This is a genomic window from Streptomyces noursei (assembly GCF_016917755.1).
GTDB lineage: Bacteria > Actinomycetota > Actinomycetes > Streptomycetales > Streptomycetaceae > Streptomyces > Streptomyces yunnanensis.
In genome coordinates this window covers 4,354,399-4,369,302 of the sequence record NZ_CP070326.1, presented here as the reverse complement: position 1 = coordinate 4,369,302, position 14,904 = coordinate 4,354,399, and the positions used below count along the sequence as shown (strand labels likewise).

Annotated in this window: 13 protein-coding genes and 1 tRNA gene; 4 read left to right on the top strand and 10 right to left on the bottom strand. The window is 71.5% G+C overall.

All coding sequences use genetic code 11. From position 1 onward, the window contains the following. Positions 1 to 32: 32 nt before the first annotated feature. Entirely contained in the window at positions 33 to 530 is a 498-nt protein-coding gene (locus JNO44_RS19140) for a MarR family winged helix-turn-helix transcriptional regulator (RefSeq protein ID WP_039635727.1), read from the bottom strand. Positions 531 to 732: 202 nt separating this feature from the next. On the opposite strand from JNO44_RS19140, the gene JNO44_RS19135 reads away from it, so the two are divergent. Beyond that, positions 733 to 1,554 (top strand): trans-aconitate 2-methyltransferase, encoded by an 822-nt coding sequence (locus JNO44_RS19135; protein WP_205365408.1) that lies wholly within the window; start codon positions 733 to 735, stop codon positions 1,552 to 1,554. Positions 1,555 to 1,701: 147 nt separating this feature from the next. On the opposite strand, the gene JNO44_RS19130 is transcribed toward JNO44_RS19135, so the two are convergent. Continuing rightward, positions 1,702 to 2,310: a TetR family transcriptional regulator gene (locus JNO44_RS19130; RefSeq protein WP_372516471.1), complete on the bottom strand. Its 609-nt coding sequence runs from the start codon at positions 2,308 to 2,310 to the stop codon at positions 1,702 to 1,704. Positions 2,311 to 2,410: 100 nt separating this feature from the next. Further along, positions 2,411 to 3,433, bottom strand: a complete 1,023-nt coding sequence (locus JNO44_RS19125) for an acyl-CoA desaturase (RefSeq protein ID WP_205365407.1) — start codon at positions 3,431 to 3,433, stop codon at positions 2,411 to 2,413. A 261-nt stretch (positions 3,434 to 3,694) separates the two neighbouring features. On the opposite strand from JNO44_RS19125, the gene ppc reads away from it, so the two are divergent. After that, complete coding sequence (gene ppc / locus JNO44_RS19120) at positions 3,695 to 6,460, top strand: phosphoenolpyruvate carboxylase (RefSeq protein WP_205365406.1); 2,766 nt, start codon at positions 3,695 to 3,697, stop codon at positions 6,458 to 6,460. 78 nt (positions 6,461 to 6,538) lie between these two features. Here ppc and pth read toward each other — a convergent pair whose 3' ends face one another. The 5 genes from pth to JNO44_RS19095 form a co-directional block, all read right to left on the bottom strand. Then, the gene (pth, locus tag JNO44_RS19115) at positions 6,539 to 7,129 is read right to left on the bottom strand and encodes an aminoacyl-tRNA hydrolase (protein WP_073443033.1); all 591 of its coding nucleotides are present in this window, start codon (positions 7,127 to 7,129) and stop codon (positions 6,539 to 6,541) included. Positions 7,130 to 7,218: 89 nt separating this feature from the next. Continuing rightward, positions 7,219 to 7,803, bottom strand: coding sequence for a 50S ribosomal protein L25/general stress protein Ctc (locus JNO44_RS19110; RefSeq protein ID WP_205365405.1), 585 nt, complete (start codon positions 7,801 to 7,803; stop codon positions 7,219 to 7,221). A 193-nt stretch (positions 7,804 to 7,996) separates the two neighbouring features. Further along, on the bottom strand, positions 7,997 to 8,971 hold the full coding sequence (locus JNO44_RS19105) for a ribose-phosphate diphosphokinase (RefSeq protein ID WP_073443037.1): 975 nt from the start codon (positions 8,969 to 8,971) through the stop codon (positions 7,997 to 7,999). Positions 8,972 to 9,044: 73 nt separating this feature from the next. Next, positions 9,045 to 10,532, bottom strand: a complete 1,488-nt coding sequence (glmU, locus tag JNO44_RS19100; RefSeq protein WP_205365404.1) for a bifunctional UDP-N-acetylglucosamine diphosphorylase/glucosamine-1-phosphate N-acetyltransferase GlmU — start codon at positions 10,530 to 10,532, stop codon at positions 9,045 to 9,047. A 120-nt stretch (positions 10,533 to 10,652) separates the two neighbouring features. Beyond that, a tRNA-Gln gene (locus tag JNO44_RS19095) sits at positions 10,653 to 10,724 on the bottom strand. A gap of 253 nt (positions 10,725 to 10,977) precedes the next feature. Here JNO44_RS19095 and JNO44_RS19090 point away from each other — a divergent pair. Further along, positions 10,978 to 12,414 (top strand): sensor histidine kinase, encoded by a 1,437-nt coding sequence (locus JNO44_RS19090; RefSeq protein WP_205365403.1) that lies wholly within the window; start codon positions 10,978 to 10,980, stop codon positions 12,412 to 12,414. 28 nt (positions 12,415 to 12,442) lie between these two features. Here JNO44_RS19090 and JNO44_RS19085 read toward each other — a convergent pair whose 3' ends face one another. Both JNO44_RS19085 and JNO44_RS19080 read right to left on the bottom strand, forming a co-directional pair. Continuing rightward, complete coding sequence (locus JNO44_RS19085; RefSeq protein WP_205365402.1) at positions 12,443 to 12,988, bottom strand: SUKH-3 domain-containing protein; 546 nt, start codon at positions 12,986 to 12,988, stop codon at positions 12,443 to 12,445. Positions 12,989 to 12,996: 8 nt separating this feature from the next. Further along, complete coding sequence (locus tag JNO44_RS19080) at positions 12,997 to 13,530, bottom strand: YwqJ-related putative deaminase (protein WP_205365401.1); 534 nt, start codon at positions 13,528 to 13,530, stop codon at positions 12,997 to 12,999. Positions 13,531 to 13,896: 366 nt separating this feature from the next. Between JNO44_RS19080 and JNO44_RS19075 the strand changes: the two genes are divergently transcribed. Next, entirely contained in the window at positions 13,897 to 14,904 is a 1,008-nt protein-coding gene (locus JNO44_RS19075; RefSeq protein ID WP_205365400.1) for an HNH endonuclease, read from the top strand.

Genomic DNA, 14,904 nt, shown 5'->3' with positions numbered 1-14,904 from the left:
GCGTGGACCTATGGCCTTATGGCCCTATGGCCTTAACTCGGCACGTTGTCAAACGGTCCGGTCAACCGACGCAGCAGACCGGCCAATTCGTGGCGCTGCGCGCGCGACAGCTCGGCCAGGATGGCGCGCTCCTGCGTCAGCAGCCCGGCCAGCGACTCGTCGGCCTTGTCACGGCCGTTGGCCGTCAGGCGGACCAGCACGCCGCGCCGGTCGCTGGGGTCCGGCAGCCGCTCCACCAACTCCTTCTTGGCGAGCCGGTCGATGCGGTTGGTCATCGTGCCGGAGGTGACCAGGGTCTGGGTGAGCAGTGCGCCGGGGGAGAGTTGGTAGGGCGCGCCGGCGCGCCGCAGCGCGGTCAGCACGTCGAACTCCCAGGGCTCCAGGCCGACCTCGGCGAACGCGAGACGGCGGGCCCGGTCGAGGTGCCTGGCCAGCCTGGAGACACGACTGAGGACCTCCAGCGGCTCCACGTCGAGGTCCGGGCGCTCGCGGCGCCATGCTGCGACCAGTCGATCGACCTCGTCCTCCATGGCGATCAGTGTAAAGGGTCTGTCGACGTAAAGTCTCTTGATGGCAAGTATCTCGACGTCGAGATATATTTTGCTGGACTACTGGGCATCGTGGCCGCGAGCCCGGAATCCATCCGAGATGGCCAGAACTCGATCGAACGGCGTTCGGATCGATGTACCGCAAACCCGTGCCGGCCCTGTACGAGCAAAGGGGTTATCGAACATGCACGACGTACCGACCTGGGATCCGCAGCAGTATCTCCACCACTCCGGTCACCGCACCCGGCCCTTCCACGACCTCCTCGCCCGGATACCACAACTTCCCCGCCCCGGCCGCCCCGCCCGGATCGCCGATCTCGGCTGCGGCCCCGGCAATGTCACCGTCCAGCTCGCCGACCGCTGGCCGGACGCGCACATCACCGGCTTCGACAACTCTCCCGAAATGCTCAAGGAGGCCGAGTCCTACGCCGGCCCGACCCCCGGCGGCGGCCACCTCGACTTCGCCCCCGCCGACGCCGCCACCTGGACCCCCGAAGAGCCCTACGACCTGATCGTCTCCAACGCGGCCCTGCAATGGGTCCCCAACCACCCGGATTCCTTCGCCCGCTGGATCGACGCCCTCACCCCCGGCGGCACCTTCGCCTTCCAGGTCCCGGGCAACTTCACCTCGCCCAGCCACGCCCTCCTGGGCGAACTGTGCGACTCGCCCCAGTGGCGCGACCGGCTGGACCGGCACGGCCGCCGCTTCGTCCACATCCTCGGACCCGCCGACTACCTGCAGCGCCTGACCGACCTCGGCTGCTCCACCGACGTGTGGGAGACCACCTACGTCCAACTGCTCCAGGGCGACGACCCGGTCCTCGACTGGGTCAAGGGCACGGCCCTGCGCCCCGTCCTCACCGCCCTCGAAGACGATCCGGAGGCCCGCGACGCCTTCCTCGCCGAATACCGCGACGCCCTGCGCCGCGCCTACCCGACCGGCCGCCACGGCACGGTCTTCCCGTTCCGTCGCATCTTCGCCGTAGCCCAGAAGACCACCCGCTGACCGGACGCTCCGCAATGAGCACCGGCCTCGACCACATCCAGCTCGCCGCCGGCCTGGGGAGGCAGGAGAAGGCTGCTGGTTCGAGGCCGGCGCGGATCTGCGCGGTGCCCTGCGCGCCGTACGGCGCGGCCCCTCGACGGGGCGACCTCAGTTCTTGCGGTGCCCTATCAGCCGCGGCTTGGGCTCCAGATTCCCCAGCCCGTGCCACGCCAGGTTCACCAGATGCGCCGCCACCTCCGCCTTCTTCGGCTTGCGGGTGTCCACCCACCACTGGCCGGTCAGGGCCACCATGCCGACCAGGGCCTGCGCGTACAGCGGCGCCAGCTTCGGATCGAAGCCGCGGGCCTTGAACTCCAGGCCCAGGATGTCCTCGACCTGCGTGGCGATATCGCTGATCAGCGACGCGAAGGTGCCCGTCGACTGGGCGACGGGGGAGTCGCGGACGAGGATCCGGAAGCCGTCGGTGAACGTCTCGATGTAGTCGAGCAGCGCGAACGCCGCCTGTTCGAGGAGCTCCCGCGGATGCCCCGCGGTCAGCGCGCCGGTCACCATGTCCAGCAGCTGCCGCATCTCGCGGTCCACGACCACCGCGTACAGCCCCTCCTTGCCGCCGAAGTGCTCGTAGACCACCGGCTTGGAGACCCCGGCCTTCGCCGCGATCTCCTCCACCGACGTGCCCTCGTAGCCGCGCTCGGCGAAGAGCGTGCGGCCGATGTCCAGCAACTGCTCACGGCGCTCCGCGCCGGTCATCCGCACCCGCCGGGCCCGCCGGCCCCCCGAGGACGCGGACCCGGAGGACCCGGAGGACTTTCCCTTGCTGCCGTTGTTCGCACTGCTGTCGATCGCCACTCGTCAATCATGCCCCCAGCGGGGCCCTCTCCTCGCCCCGGGCGCCGTCCTGGCGGCGGGCGTCGAGCCGGGCCGCGCTGGGCCACCGCACGTCGTACGCCCATCCCGCCAGCTCGCACCAGCGGATCAGCCGGGCGCTGGAGTCCAGCTGCCCCTTCAGCACGCCGTGCCGGGCGCAGGTCGGGTCGGCGTGGTGCAGGTTGTGCCAGGACTCGCCGCAGGACAGGACCGCGAGCCACCAGACGTTGCCGGAGCGGTCGCGGGACTTGAAGGGGCGCTTGCCGACCGCGTGGCAGATGGAGTTGATCGACCACGTGACGTGGTGCAGCAGCGCCACCCGGACCAGGGAACCCCAGAAGAACGCGGTCAGCGCGCCCTGCCAGGACCATGTCACCAGCCCGCCGACCAGCGGCGGGATCAGCAGCGACACCGTCGTCCACAGGACGAACTGGCGGGAGACCGTGCGGATCGCCGGGTCCTTGATCAGATCCGGTGCGTACTTGTGCTGCGGCGTCTGCTCCTCGTCGAACATCCAGCCGACGTGTGCCCACCACAGGCCCTTCATCAGGGCCGGGACCGTCTCGCCGTACCGCCACGGCGAGTGCGGATCACCCTCCGCGTCGGAGAACTTGTGGTGCTTGCGGTGATCGGCGACCCAGCGGACCAGCGGCCCCTCCACCGCCATCGACCCCATGATCGCCAGCGCGATCCGCAGCGGACGCTTCGCCTTGAAGGCGCCGTGCGTGAAGTAGCGGTGGAAGCCGATGGTGATGCCGTGACAGCCGATGTAGTACATCGCGGTCATCAGCCCGAGGTCCAGCCAGCTCACGCCCCAGCCCCAGGCCAGCGGTACCGCGGCGAGCAGGGCCAGGAACGGCACGGTGATGAACAACAGCAGGGTGATCTGTTCCAGCGATCTGCGCTGCTCGCCGCCCAGCGTCGCGGACGGCAGGGCGGAGGCGGCAGAAGAACCGGCGGGAGTGTCGAGCGGCATGGGTGACTCTTCCACGGCTTTCGGACCAGCGGTCATGTGGTGTCCCTCGTCGGGGCTCGGGGGCACGGCTACGGCCTACGGGACCGTAACCTACGGTTTCGTAAGTATGGCAGCGACGCCGCTCCGAGCAAGGCCGTGACAGGCCCCGCACCCGTCCTCCCGGGCCCGGTGCCCACCCTGCGGACGGTGTGATTCCCCCCGGACGGGGACACCTATCCTGGGGACGTCGGACAGCGCGGTCCGCCACCCGCCCAGACGTGCTCAATGACTGCACCATCCCTGCAAGGAGCCGCACCTGTGAGCAGTGCCGACAACACCCCCGCCGAGCTCGCCGCCCCCGGAACTCCCCAGGGCACCAGGGGTGACAACGGTGCCCTGCGCGCCGACATCCGCCGCCTCGGCGACCTCCTCGGCGAGACCCTCGTCCGGCAGGAAGGTCAGGACCTCCTCGACCTCGTCGAACAGGTCCGCGCCCTGACCCGCACCGACGGCGAGGCCGCCGCCCGGCTCCTCGGCGAGACCGACCTGGCCACCGCCGCCAAGCTGGTCCGCGCCTTCTCCACCTACTTCCACCTGGCCAACGTCACCGAGCAGGTCCACCGCGGTCGCGAGCTTCGCGCCCGGCGCGCCGCCGAGGGCAGCATCCTCGCCCGCACCGCCGACATGCTCAAGGACGCCGACCCCGAGCACCTGCGGGAGACCGCCGGCAACCTCGGCGTCCGCCCGGTCTTCACCGCCCACCCCACCGAGGCCGCCCGTCGCTCCGTCCTCACCAAGCTCCGCAAGATCGCCGAGCTGCTGGACCGCATCGACGCCGCCGACCGCCGCCGGGTGGATCTCCGCCTCGCCGAGAACATCGACCTCATCTGGCAGACCGACGAGCTGCGGGTGGCCCGCCCCGAGCCCACCGACGAGGCCCGGAACGCCATCTACTACCTCGACGAGCTCGGCCGCGGCGCGGTCGGCGACGTCCTGGAGGACCTCGCCGCCGAACTCGCGCGCGCCGGCACCGAGCTGCCCGCCGGCACCCGCCCGCTGACCTTCGGCACCTGGATCGGCGGCGACCGCGACGGCAACCCCAACGTCACCCCCCAGGTCACCTGGGACGTCCTGATCCTCCAGCACGAGCACGGCATCACCGACGCCCTGGAGCACGTCGACGAACTCCGCGGCGCCCTCTCCAACTCCATCCGCAACTGCGGCGCCACCGACGAACTCCTGACCTCCCTCCAGCGGGACCTCGACCTCCTCCCCGAGATCAGCCCCCGCTACAAGCGCCTCAACAGCGAAGAGCCCTACCGCCTCAAGGCCACCTGCATCCGCCAGAAGCTCCTCAACACCCGCGAGCGGCTGGCCAGCGACACCCCCCACGTCCCCGGCCGCGACTACCTCGGCACCAGCGAACTCCTCGACGACCTCACCCTGATCCAGACCTCGCTGCGCGCCCACCGCGGCGGCCTGATCGCCGACGGCCGCCTGGAGCGCACCCTGCGCACCATCGGCGCGTTCGGCCTCCAGCTCGCCACCATGGACGTCCGCGAGCACGCCGACGCCCATCACCACGCCCTCGGCCAGCTCTTCGACCGCCTCGGCGAGGAGTCCTGGCGCTACGTGGACATGCCGCGCGACTACCGCCGCAAGCTCCTCGCGAAGGAGCTCCGCTCCCGCCGGCCGCTCGCCCCCACCCCGCCGCCCCTCGACGAGGCCGGCGCCAAGACCCTCGGCGTCTTCCGCACCATCCGCCAGGCCAAGAAGACCTTCGGCCCCGAGGTCATCGAGTCCTACATCATCTCGATGTGCCAGGGCTCCGACGACGTCTTCGCCGCCGCCGTCCTCGCCCGCGAGGCCGGCCTGATCGACCTGCACGCCGGCTGGGCCAAGATCGGCATCGTCCCGCTGCTGGAGACCACCGACGAGCTGAAGATCGCCGACCAGCTCCTCGACGACATGCTCTCCGACCCCTCCTACCGCCGCCTGGTCGCCCTGCGCGGCGACGTCCAGGAGGTCATGCTCGGCTACTCCGACTCCTCCAAGTTCGGCGGCATCACCACCAGCCAGTGGGAGATCCACCGCGCCCAGCGGCTGCTCCGCGACGTCGCCCACCGGCACGGCGTCCGGCTGCGGCTCTTCCACGGCCGCGGCGGCACCGTCGGCCGCGGCGGCGGCCCCTCCCACGACGCGATCCTCGCCCAGCCCTACGGCACCCTCGAAGGCGAGATCAAGGTCACCGAGCAGGGCGAGGTCATCTCCGACAAGTACCTCGTACCGTCGCTCGCCCGGGAGAACCTGGAACTGACGGTCGCCGCGACCCTCCAGGCGTCCGCGCTGCACACCGCCCCCCGCCAGTCCGACGAGGCCCTGGCCCGCTGGGACGCCGCGATGGAGACCGTCTCCGAAGCCGCCCACGGCGCCTACCGCCGGCTCGTCGAAGACCCCGACCTGCCCGCCTACTTCTTCGCCTCCACCCCCGTCGACCAGCTCGCCGAACTCCACCTCGGCTCCCGCCCGTCCCGCCGTCCCGACTCCGGCGCCGGCCTCGACGGACTGCGCGCCATCCCGTGGGTCTTCGGCTGGACCCAGTCCCGGCAGATCGTCCCCGGCTGGTTCGGCGTCGGCACCGGCCTCAAGGCCGCCCGCGAGGCCGGCCTGGACACCGTCCTCGACGAGATGCACGAGCACTGGCACTTCTTCCGCAACTTCCTGTCCAACGTCGAGATGACGCTGGCCAAGACCGACCTGCGGATCGCCCAGCACTACGTCGACACCCTCGTCCCGGACGAGCTCCGGCACGTCTTCGACGTCATCAAGGCCGAGCACGAGCTGACCGTCGCCGAGGTGCTGCGCATCACCGGCGAGGCCGAACTCCTCGACTCCAACCCGGTGCTCAAGCAGACCTTCCACGTCCGCGACGCCTACCTGGACCCGATCTCCTACCTCCAGGTCACCCTCCTCAAGCGCCAGCGCGACGCCGCCGCGGCCGAGGAGCAGCCCGACCCGCTGCTCTCCCGCGCCCTCCTCCTCACCGTCAACGGCGTCGCCGCCGGCCTCCGCAACACCGGCTGACCGCCCCCGCCCCGTACGACGGCGGGCCCGCCCGGAGAAACCTCCGGACGGGCCCGCCGTCGTACGTCGGGGCGCCGCTCACGAGTTGTAGGTGCTCTGCGCCCGCTCCAGACCCTCCACGACCAACGCCTCCACCGCGTCCGCCGCCCGGTCCACGAAGTACCCGAGCTCCTTGCGCTCGGTCGACGAGAAGTCCTTCAACACGAAGTCCGCCACCTGCATCCGCCCCGGCGGCCGGCCGATCCCGAACCGCACCCGGTGGTACTCCGCGCCCAACGACTTCGTGATCGACTTCAGTCCGTTGTGCCCGTTGTCGCCGCCGCCCAGCTTCAACCGCAGCGCGCCGTAGTCGATGTCCAACTCGTCATGCACCACGACGATGTTGGCCACCGGCACCTTGAAGAAGTCCCGCAGCGCGGTCGTCGGCCCGCCCGACACGTTCATGAACGACGACGGCTTGGCCACCACCACCCGACGGTTCAACGGGCCCGGCGGACCGATGCGCCCCTCCACCACCTGGGCCCGCGCCTTGTGGGCCTTGAAACGGCCCCCCATCCGCTCCGCCAGCAGATCCGCCACCATGAACCCCACATTGTGGCGGTTGCCGGCGTACTCCGGGCCCGGATTGCCGAGCCCCACGATGAGCCAGGGGCTCGCCGCATCGGTCATGTCCACGTCTCCTCAAAAACGACCCAACCGCCGCCCCGGCGCCGTCCGGCGCCGCGACAGCGGTTGGGAAGAAACTACCGCGAGAGGGCTCAGCCCTCGGCGCCCTCGCCCTCGGCGGCCTCGGCCGGGGCCTCCGCCTGCGCGGCGACGACCTGCAGCACCGGGGTGTCGCCCTCGACGGTCAGCGACGCGCCGGCCGGCAGCTCGATGTCCTTGGCGAGCACGGTGTGACCGGCGTCCAGGCCCGCGATCGACACGGTGACGGACTCGGGGATGTGGGTCGCCTCGGCCTCGACCGGCAGCGTGTTGAGCAGGTGCTCCAGCAGGTTGCCGCCGGGGGCCAGCTCGCCCTCGGTCTGGATCGGCAGCTCGACGGAAACCTTCTCGCCCTTCTTGACGGCCAGGAAGTCGACGTGGACCAGGAAGCGACGGATCGCCTCGCGCTGCACGGCCTTCGGGATCACCAGCTCGTCGGTGCCCTCGCCCTCAAGGCGGATCAGCGCGTTCGGGGTCTTCAGGGCCATCATCAGCGCGTGGCTGTCGACCGCCACGTGCTTCGGCTCCGCGCCGTGGCCGTAGACGACCGCGGGAATCTTCGCCTCGCGGCGCAGGCGGCGCGCGGCGCCCTTACCGAAGTCGTTCCGGGCCTCAGCGGCGAGCTTGATCTCGGCCATGTCGCACTCCTCGTATCTGGAAGAAATCTCTGCGGGGCGTCACCCGGCCCACGACAGACCTGCTACGAAGAGCGCGTCGATAACGGACCACCGCCATGAGAAGGCGGCCTCCCTCGCCGAGCAACTCGATGAGTCTACCCGGCCAGGAAGGCCGCCCCAAAGTCGATCTAGCCGGCCACCGCCGGCCGCCGGCTCACTGCTCGTCGAACAGGCTCGTCACCGAGCCGTCCTCGAACACCTCGCGGATCGCCCGCGCGACCGTCGGCGCCATCGACAGCACCGTGATCTTGTCCAGCTCCAGCTCCGAAGGCGTCGGCAGCGTGTTGGTGAACACGAACTCGCTGACCTTGGAGTTCTTCAGCCGGTCCGCGGCCGGGCCGGACAGCACGCCGTGCGTCGCCGTCACGATCACGTCGGCCGCGCCGTTGGCGTACAGCGCCTCGGCCGCCGCGCAGATCGTGCCACCGGTGTCGATCATGTCGTCGACCAGGACGCAGACCCGGCCCTTGACGTCACCGACGACCTCGTGGACGGTGACCTGGTTCGCCACGTCCTTGTCCCGGCGCTTGTGGACGATCGCCAGCGGCGCACCCAGCCGGTCGCACCAGCGGTCCGCCACCCGCACCCGACCCGCGTCCGGCGAAACCACCGTCAGCTTGTCGCGGTCCACCTTCGCGCCCACGTAGTCGGCCAGCACCGGCAGCGCGAAGAGGTGGTCCACCGGGCCGTCGAAGAAGCCCATGATCTGGTCCGTGTGCAGGTCCACGGTGACGATGCGGTCCGCGCCCGCGGTCTTCATCAGGTCCGCGATCAGCCGCGCCGAGATCGGCTCGCGCCCACGGTGCTTCTTGTCCTGGCGCGCGTACCCGTAGAACGGCACGACCACGGTGATGCTCCGGGCCGAGGCCCGCTTCAGCGCATCGAGCATGATCAGCTGTTCCATGATCCACTTGTTGATCGGAGCCGTGTGGCTCTGGATCAGGAAGCAGTCCGCGCCGCGCGCCGACTCCTGGTAGCGGACGTAGATCTCGCCGTTGGCGAAGTCGAAAGCCTTCGTCGGGACCAGGCCCACACCCAGCTGGTGCGCGACCTCCTCGGCAAGCTCGGGGTGGGCGCGGCCGGAGAAGAGCATCAGCTTCTTCTCGCCGGTCGTCTTGATCCCGGTCACAGCAAATCTCCTTGCATCACAGTTTGCGTGCGCTCATCACGGTACGCCCCGCACGGCGTACCCGTCGGCACAGTCACCGCTCGCCCTCGGGCTTCCGGTCAGACCCCTGACCCGACTCCGATTCCTGACGAGCGGACGAAGCGGCCTGCGCGGCGGCGCTCCCGGGCCGCTTGCGCGCGACCCAGCCCTCGATGTTGCGCTGCTGGCCACGCGCGACCGCCAGCGAACCCGGGGGCACATCCTTGGTGATGACCGAACCGGCCGCGGTGTACGCGCCGTCCCCGATCGTGACGGGCGCCACGAACATGTTGTCCGAGCCCGTCTTGCAGTGCGAACCGACCGTCGTGTGGTGCTTGGCCTCGCCGTCGTAGTTCACGAACACGCTCGCCGCACCGATGTTGGTGTACTCGCCGATCGTCGCATCCCCGACGTACGACAGGTGCGGCACCTTGGTGCCCTCGCCGATCTGCGAGTTCTTCATCTCGACGAACGTGCCGGCCTTCGACTTCAGCCCCAGGACCGCGCCCGGACGCAGATACGCGTACGGGCCAACCGTCGCCTCCGGCCCGACCTGTGCGCCGTCCGCCACCGTGAACGACACCGTCGCCCCGGCGCCCACGGCCGTGTCCTTGAGCCGGGACTGCGGCCCCACCTCGGCGCCCGACGCCAGATGTGTGGAGCCCAGCAGCTGGGTCCCCGGGTGCACCGTCGCGTCCTGCTCGAACGTCACCGACACATCGACCCACGTGGAGGCCGGATCGACCACCGTCACGCCGGCCAGCATCGCCTGCTCCAGCAGCCGCGCGTTCAGCAGCCGCCGCGCCTGGGCCAGTTGCACGCGGTTGTTGATCCCGAGGATCTCCCGGTGGTCGGCCGCCACCGCGGCACCCACCCGGTGTCCGGCCTCGCGCACGATGCCCAGCACGTCCGTCAGGTACTCCTCGCCCTGACTGTTGTCCGTGCGCACCTTGCCCAGCGCGTCGACCAGCAGGCGCCCGTCGAACGCGAACACCCCGGAGTTGATCTCCCGGATCGCCCGCTGGTCCTCGGTCGCGTCCTTGTGCTCGACGATCTCGGTCACCGCGCCGGACGCCGGGTCCCGCGCGATCCGCCCGTAGCCCGTCGCGTCCGGCACCTCGGCCGACAGCACGGTCACGGCGTTGCCGTCCGCGGCGTGCGTCTCGCTGAGCCTGCGCAGCGTCTCGCCGGTCAGCAGCGGGGTGTCGCCGCACACCACGACGACGGTGCCGTCCAGCGTGATGCCGTCGCCGCTCAGCTCCTCCAGCGCGGTGCGGACGGCGTGGCCGGTGCCGTTCTGCTCGTACTGCACGGCGGTGCGTGCGGTGGGGTCGATGGCGGCGAGGTGTTCCCGCACCTGCTCGCGGGCGTGGCCGACGACCACGACGAGGTGCTCGGGGTCCAGCTCACGGGATGCGGCGACGACGTGGCCGACGAGGGATCGGCCGCAGATCGCGTGCAGGACCTTGGGGGTCGTCGACTTCATGCGGGTTCCCTCACCCGCTGCGAGAACGACGACGGCGGCCGGGCGGTTGGCGCTCACGGGATGCCCTTCGGCTTCTTGGCTACTTCGGGTGGTGGTCATCCGAAGGATACCGGGGCGTTTTACGGAGGAAACGAGGGCGGGTCCCGACCGGCTGGTCAGGACCCGTGCAGTGCTGCGCTCCCCCGCCAGGACTCGAACCCGGACTTAAGGTACCAAAAACCTCAGTGCTGCCGATTACACCACAGGGGAGTGTGAAGACAGCCAAACCGGACATTCCGTCAGGCTGGCCGCTCGACACCCAACACTATGCCGTACCACCCGCCTTCGATGCGACGGTATGGATCACCACCGCGCGAATCTCGGGCCGCGCAACGACCGACGGGCCGTCGACACGGGAGATTCCACGGCCCCGCGATGACGGATGGTGAGGGTCGGTGACGGGCCGGAGGCGGGCCGGGAGCGGGCCCGGGAAAGCCCGGCCGGCGCCCGTACGCTGGTCGGTATGACCGCAACGGGGGCAAGTGAGAACGTGGCCGCACGAGGGGGGCCGGGGGGCGGTCCCTGGTGGTGGGCGCGGCGGCGCAGCGCAGTGTTGGACGTGCTGCTGGCGCTGGCGTCCACGGTCGAGTGCATGGCGGAGGGGATCCCCTTCGCGCACACCTCGGGGATGCCGGTGGCCGTCGGGGTGCTGCTCGGCCTGGTGGCCGGGCCGGTGCTGCTGGTGCGCCGCCGCTGGCCGGTCGTGGTGGTGCTCACGTCGATCGCGGTGATCCCCGCGGAGATGGGCGCGCTGCTGAGCATCGTCGGCCTCTACACCCTCGCGGCGTCGCACGTGCCGCGGCGGATCATCGGGCTGCTGGCCGGGATGACGGCGGCCGGCACGGTGGTGTCGACGTTCTTCAGCATGCGCCACGACGTCACGGTGCAGCCGGAGTTCCATCCGCCGGCGTGGTTCGTGGTCGTGATGGCGCTGGCGGTCGGGCTGGTGCTGACCGCCCCGCCGGTGCTGTGGGGCCTGTACGTCGGCGCGCGGCGGCGACTGGTGGAGAGCCTGCGGGAGCGGGCGGACGGCCTGGAGCGGGAGCTGTCGCTGCTGGCGGACCGGGCCGAGGAGCGGGCGGAGTGGGCCCGCAACGAGGAGCGGACCCGGATCGCGCGGGAGATGCACGACGTGGTCGCCCACCGGGTGAGCCTGATGGTGGTGCATGCCGCGGCGTTGCAGGCGGTGGCGTTGAAGGACCCGGAGAAGGCGTCGCGGAACGCCGCCCTGGTGGGGGACATGGGGCGGCAGGCGCTGACCGAGCTGCGGGAGATGCTCGGGGTGCTGCGCACCGCGGAGGGTGCGGTGGGGCGCGGGGCGGCGGGTTCGGACGAGCCGGAGCGGTTGGCGGCGGTGGCCTCGCGGGTGTCGCGGCAGGCGGCCGGGAACGCCGCGCCGGCGTCGGCGGAGTCGGCCGCGGGAGCGGGCCCGGCCGGTGCGCCGGCGGGCGCCGCGGAGCCCGCGGGGGACGGGCCGTGGCTGGTGGAACTGGGCGAACTGGTCGAGCAGTCCCGGGCCGCCGGGATGGCGGTGGAACTCTCGGTGCAGGGCGACGAGGGGGAGTCGGTCACGGCGGACGACGCCGGGCCGCGCTATGCGGCGCGGGTGGAGCAGGCCGTCTACCGGGTCGTGCAGGAGGCGCTGACCAACGTGCACAAGCACGCGCCGGGGGCCCGGGCGCGGGTGCGGCTGGCGCTCCGGGTCGGCGAGGTGGCGGTGCAGGTGGAGAACGGCCCGTCGGAGCGCGGGGCGACCGACGCCGGGCTGCCGAGCGGTGGGAACGGCCTGCTGGGGATGCGGGAGAGGGTCACCGCGCTGGGCGGCGCGTTCGTCTCCGGGCCGACGGACGCGGGGGGCTTCCGGGTGTCCGCGGTGGTGCCGGTGGCGGCCGCGGCCTGAGACCGGTGACGCGGCGTCGCGCGTCGCGTCAGTCGGCGGAGACGGTGAGGCGGCTCGGGCGGGTGCCCAGGATGAGGGTGCCGAGCGCCTGGTCGAGGTCGGGGCCGAGGTACCAGTCGCCGGTGTGGTCGAGGCTGTAGACCCGGCCCTCGGTGTCGATGGCGAGCGTGGCCTGGGGGTGGGTGATGCCCCGGGTGGCCTTGGTGTCGGGGAGCTGCTCCTGGCCGAGGGGGGCGATCTCGGTGCCCAGCGCGCGGCCGAGGTCGCCGAGGGTGCGGGCGAGGTGCAGGCCGAGGAGCGGGTCGATGACGAACGGCGTGGGGGCGATGTGCCGGCCGGGGCCGGGGCCGGCGATCCGCAGGCCGCCGAATTCGGCCCAGGCTTCGACGGCGGCGGGGAAGACCGTGTGGCGGTGGCCGGCCGGGGAGGCGTGGGTGCGGAGGGTGTCGGCCCAGTGCTCGGCCTGCTGTATGTCCCAGCGGCCCGGTTGCCAGCCGGCGTCGTGCAGGGCGATGTCGACGGCGGCGGGGAAGCGGGTGGATCCGGGCCCGTCGTGGGCGGGGGTGGTCGGCATGGTGGCGATCAGCTCCCTTGGGGCGTCGTCGCCCCGATGGGCATGACGCCGAAGTGGGCGAGGAGGGCGTCGCAGGAGCGGCAGGGCGGTGCGTAGCTGCCGTGCTGGGGGTCGCCGTCCTCGCGGATGTGGCGTGCGGTGATCTTGGAGTGTTTCAGGGAGCGGCGGGCTTCGCCGTTGGTGAGGGGTTTGCGGGAGGCGCGCTTGCCGCGGTTGGCCTCGACCGCGGTGAGGTGCCGGGAGAGCAGGACGGCTTCGGGACATCGGCCGGTGAAGCGGTCGCGCTGCGCGGTGGGCAGGGTGTCCAGGAAGTCCTGGACCAGCGGGTGGAGGGCGGGGGGCTGTTCCGCCTTGCTCGCCGTGCAGGTGAGGGTTTGACCGCGTACCGACAGGGCGGCGCCGATGGTGGGGAGGATGCCGTCGCGGCGGTGGCGGAGAGCGGGGGCGCGGTCGGCGTCCGCGGTGCCGCTCCAGCCGATGCGGGGGTCTCCGCTGGCGCGGGGGTCGCCAGCGGTGGACGTGTGGTGTGCGGTGGTGCTCATGGTGGTGCTTCCCTCCCTGCAATCCCCCCGGTTGCGGAGGTCAGATTGCCAAATGTGCTGGGTGTTGCGGTAGTCGGGCGCGCTGTCGGGGATGTCACTGAGGTGTGACGGTTCGTCGGTTGTCCGGTAACGGGGCTGGTGGGCGGCGTGTGCCCGGGTGGCGGCGGGGGCCGCGGGGCGGGGGGTGACGCGGGAGTGTCGTGGGGCTGACGAGCACCGTGCGCGCGCTGCCGTCGTGCCGCGCCGCGGCGCGGTCGGGACGGCGTGGACGGGCGAGGGCCGGACCGGCAACGGGGGCGATGGGAGGGTGTTGCGGCACCGCATAGGCTGTGCCCCAAAGCCAGCTTCAGCCAGGGGGCAACCGCGATGACGACAGGTCGGCAAGGGCTGGAGGCGCATTCCGGCCTCCATGCCGCAGGACGTCCCGTGCCACCGAACTCGGCCTATGCCGGGCAGGTCGTACATTTCCCCGATCCGGTGCGTGCCGCGCGGTATCCGGCCGGGGTGCGGATGGACGCGGACGGTTTCCCGGACTTCTCGTCGTACGCCAGGGCGGCGGCGGAGATCGCCGAGCCGCCGGAGGGCTTCGGCGTCGACGAGCTGCGGCTGACGGACTTCGTCTCGGCGAACGCGGCGCTGCACGCGCAGGGGCACGAGCTGTGGATAGACGTGCCGTCGGTGGCCACGCCGCACGGCTGGACCTGGCACCACGTGGCGGGGACCCGGCGGATGGAACTGATCCCGGTCGAGGTGAAGGCGCTGCTGCGGCACCACGCGGGGCTGGCGACGGCGGCGGTGGCGCACGACAAGCGCGGGACGCGCCCGCTGCAGGAGACCCGCCCGGTGCACTTCGGGCTGCCGCGGCGGGAGCTGGCGGTGAGCGAGGAGCAGGTGGCGCAGGCCGAGGAGGCGCTGGGCTACCGGCTGCCGGGCGCGTACCGGGCGTTCCTGAAGGCGGCCGGCGGATGCGCGCCGGTGGGGGCGGCGCTCGACGCGGAGCTGGGGCTCCTGGTCGACCAGCCGTTCTTCACGGTGCGCGACGACGCCGCGGTCAACGACCTCGTCTATGTGAACAAGTGCCTGCGCGATCACTTCACCAAGGACTACCTGGGCGTGGTCTTCGTACAGGGCGGGGTGATAGCGGTGAAGGTGCGCGGCGAGGCGCTGGGGTCGGTGTGGTTCTGCCCGTACGACGACGCCCGCGATCAGGACGGGTGGTCGGTGCAGGAGCGGGTGGAGCGGCTGATGTTGCCGTGTGGTGCGGATTTCGATGACTTCCTGCTGCGGCTGGCGGGCAACCCGCCGGAGCTGGAGACGGTGGCGAACCTGATGGTGGACGGCGGCTTCGCCTACGCCGTGCCGGTGGAGGGCTGA

Excerpts from the sequence above, each read along its gene's own strand:
- JNO44_RS19140 (WP_039635727.1), bottom strand. The coding sequence starts at position 530 with ATGGAGGACGAGGTCGATCGACTGGTCGCAGCATGGCGCCGCGAGCGC.
- JNO44_RS19135 (WP_205365408.1), top strand. The coding sequence starts at position 733 with ATGCACGACGTACCGACCTGGGATCCGCAGCAGTATCTCCACCACTCC.
- JNO44_RS19125 (WP_205365407.1), bottom strand. The coding sequence starts at position 3,433 with ATGACCGCTGGTCCGAAAGCCGTGGAAGAGTCACCCATGCCGCTCGAC.
- pth (WP_073443033.1), bottom strand. The coding sequence starts at position 7,129 with ATGACCGATGCGGCGAGCCCCTGGCTCATCGTGGGGCTCGGCAATCCG.
- JNO44_RS19110 (WP_205365405.1), bottom strand. The coding sequence starts at position 7,803 with ATGGCCGAGATCAAGCTCGCCGCTGAGGCCCGGAACGACTTCGGTAAG.
- JNO44_RS19090 (WP_205365403.1), top strand. The coding sequence starts at position 10,978 with ATGACCGCAACGGGGGCAAGTGAGAACGTGGCCGCACGAGGGGGGCCG.
- JNO44_RS19085 (WP_205365402.1), bottom strand. The coding sequence starts at position 12,988 with ATGCCGACCACCCCCGCCCACGACGGGCCCGGATCCACCCGCTTCCCC.
- JNO44_RS19080 (WP_205365401.1), bottom strand. The coding sequence starts at position 13,530 with ATGAGCACCACCGCACACCACACGTCCACCGCTGGCGACCCCCGCGCC.
- JNO44_RS19075 (WP_205365400.1), top strand. The coding sequence starts at position 13,897 with ATGACGACAGGTCGGCAAGGGCTGGAGGCGCATTCCGGCCTCCATGCC.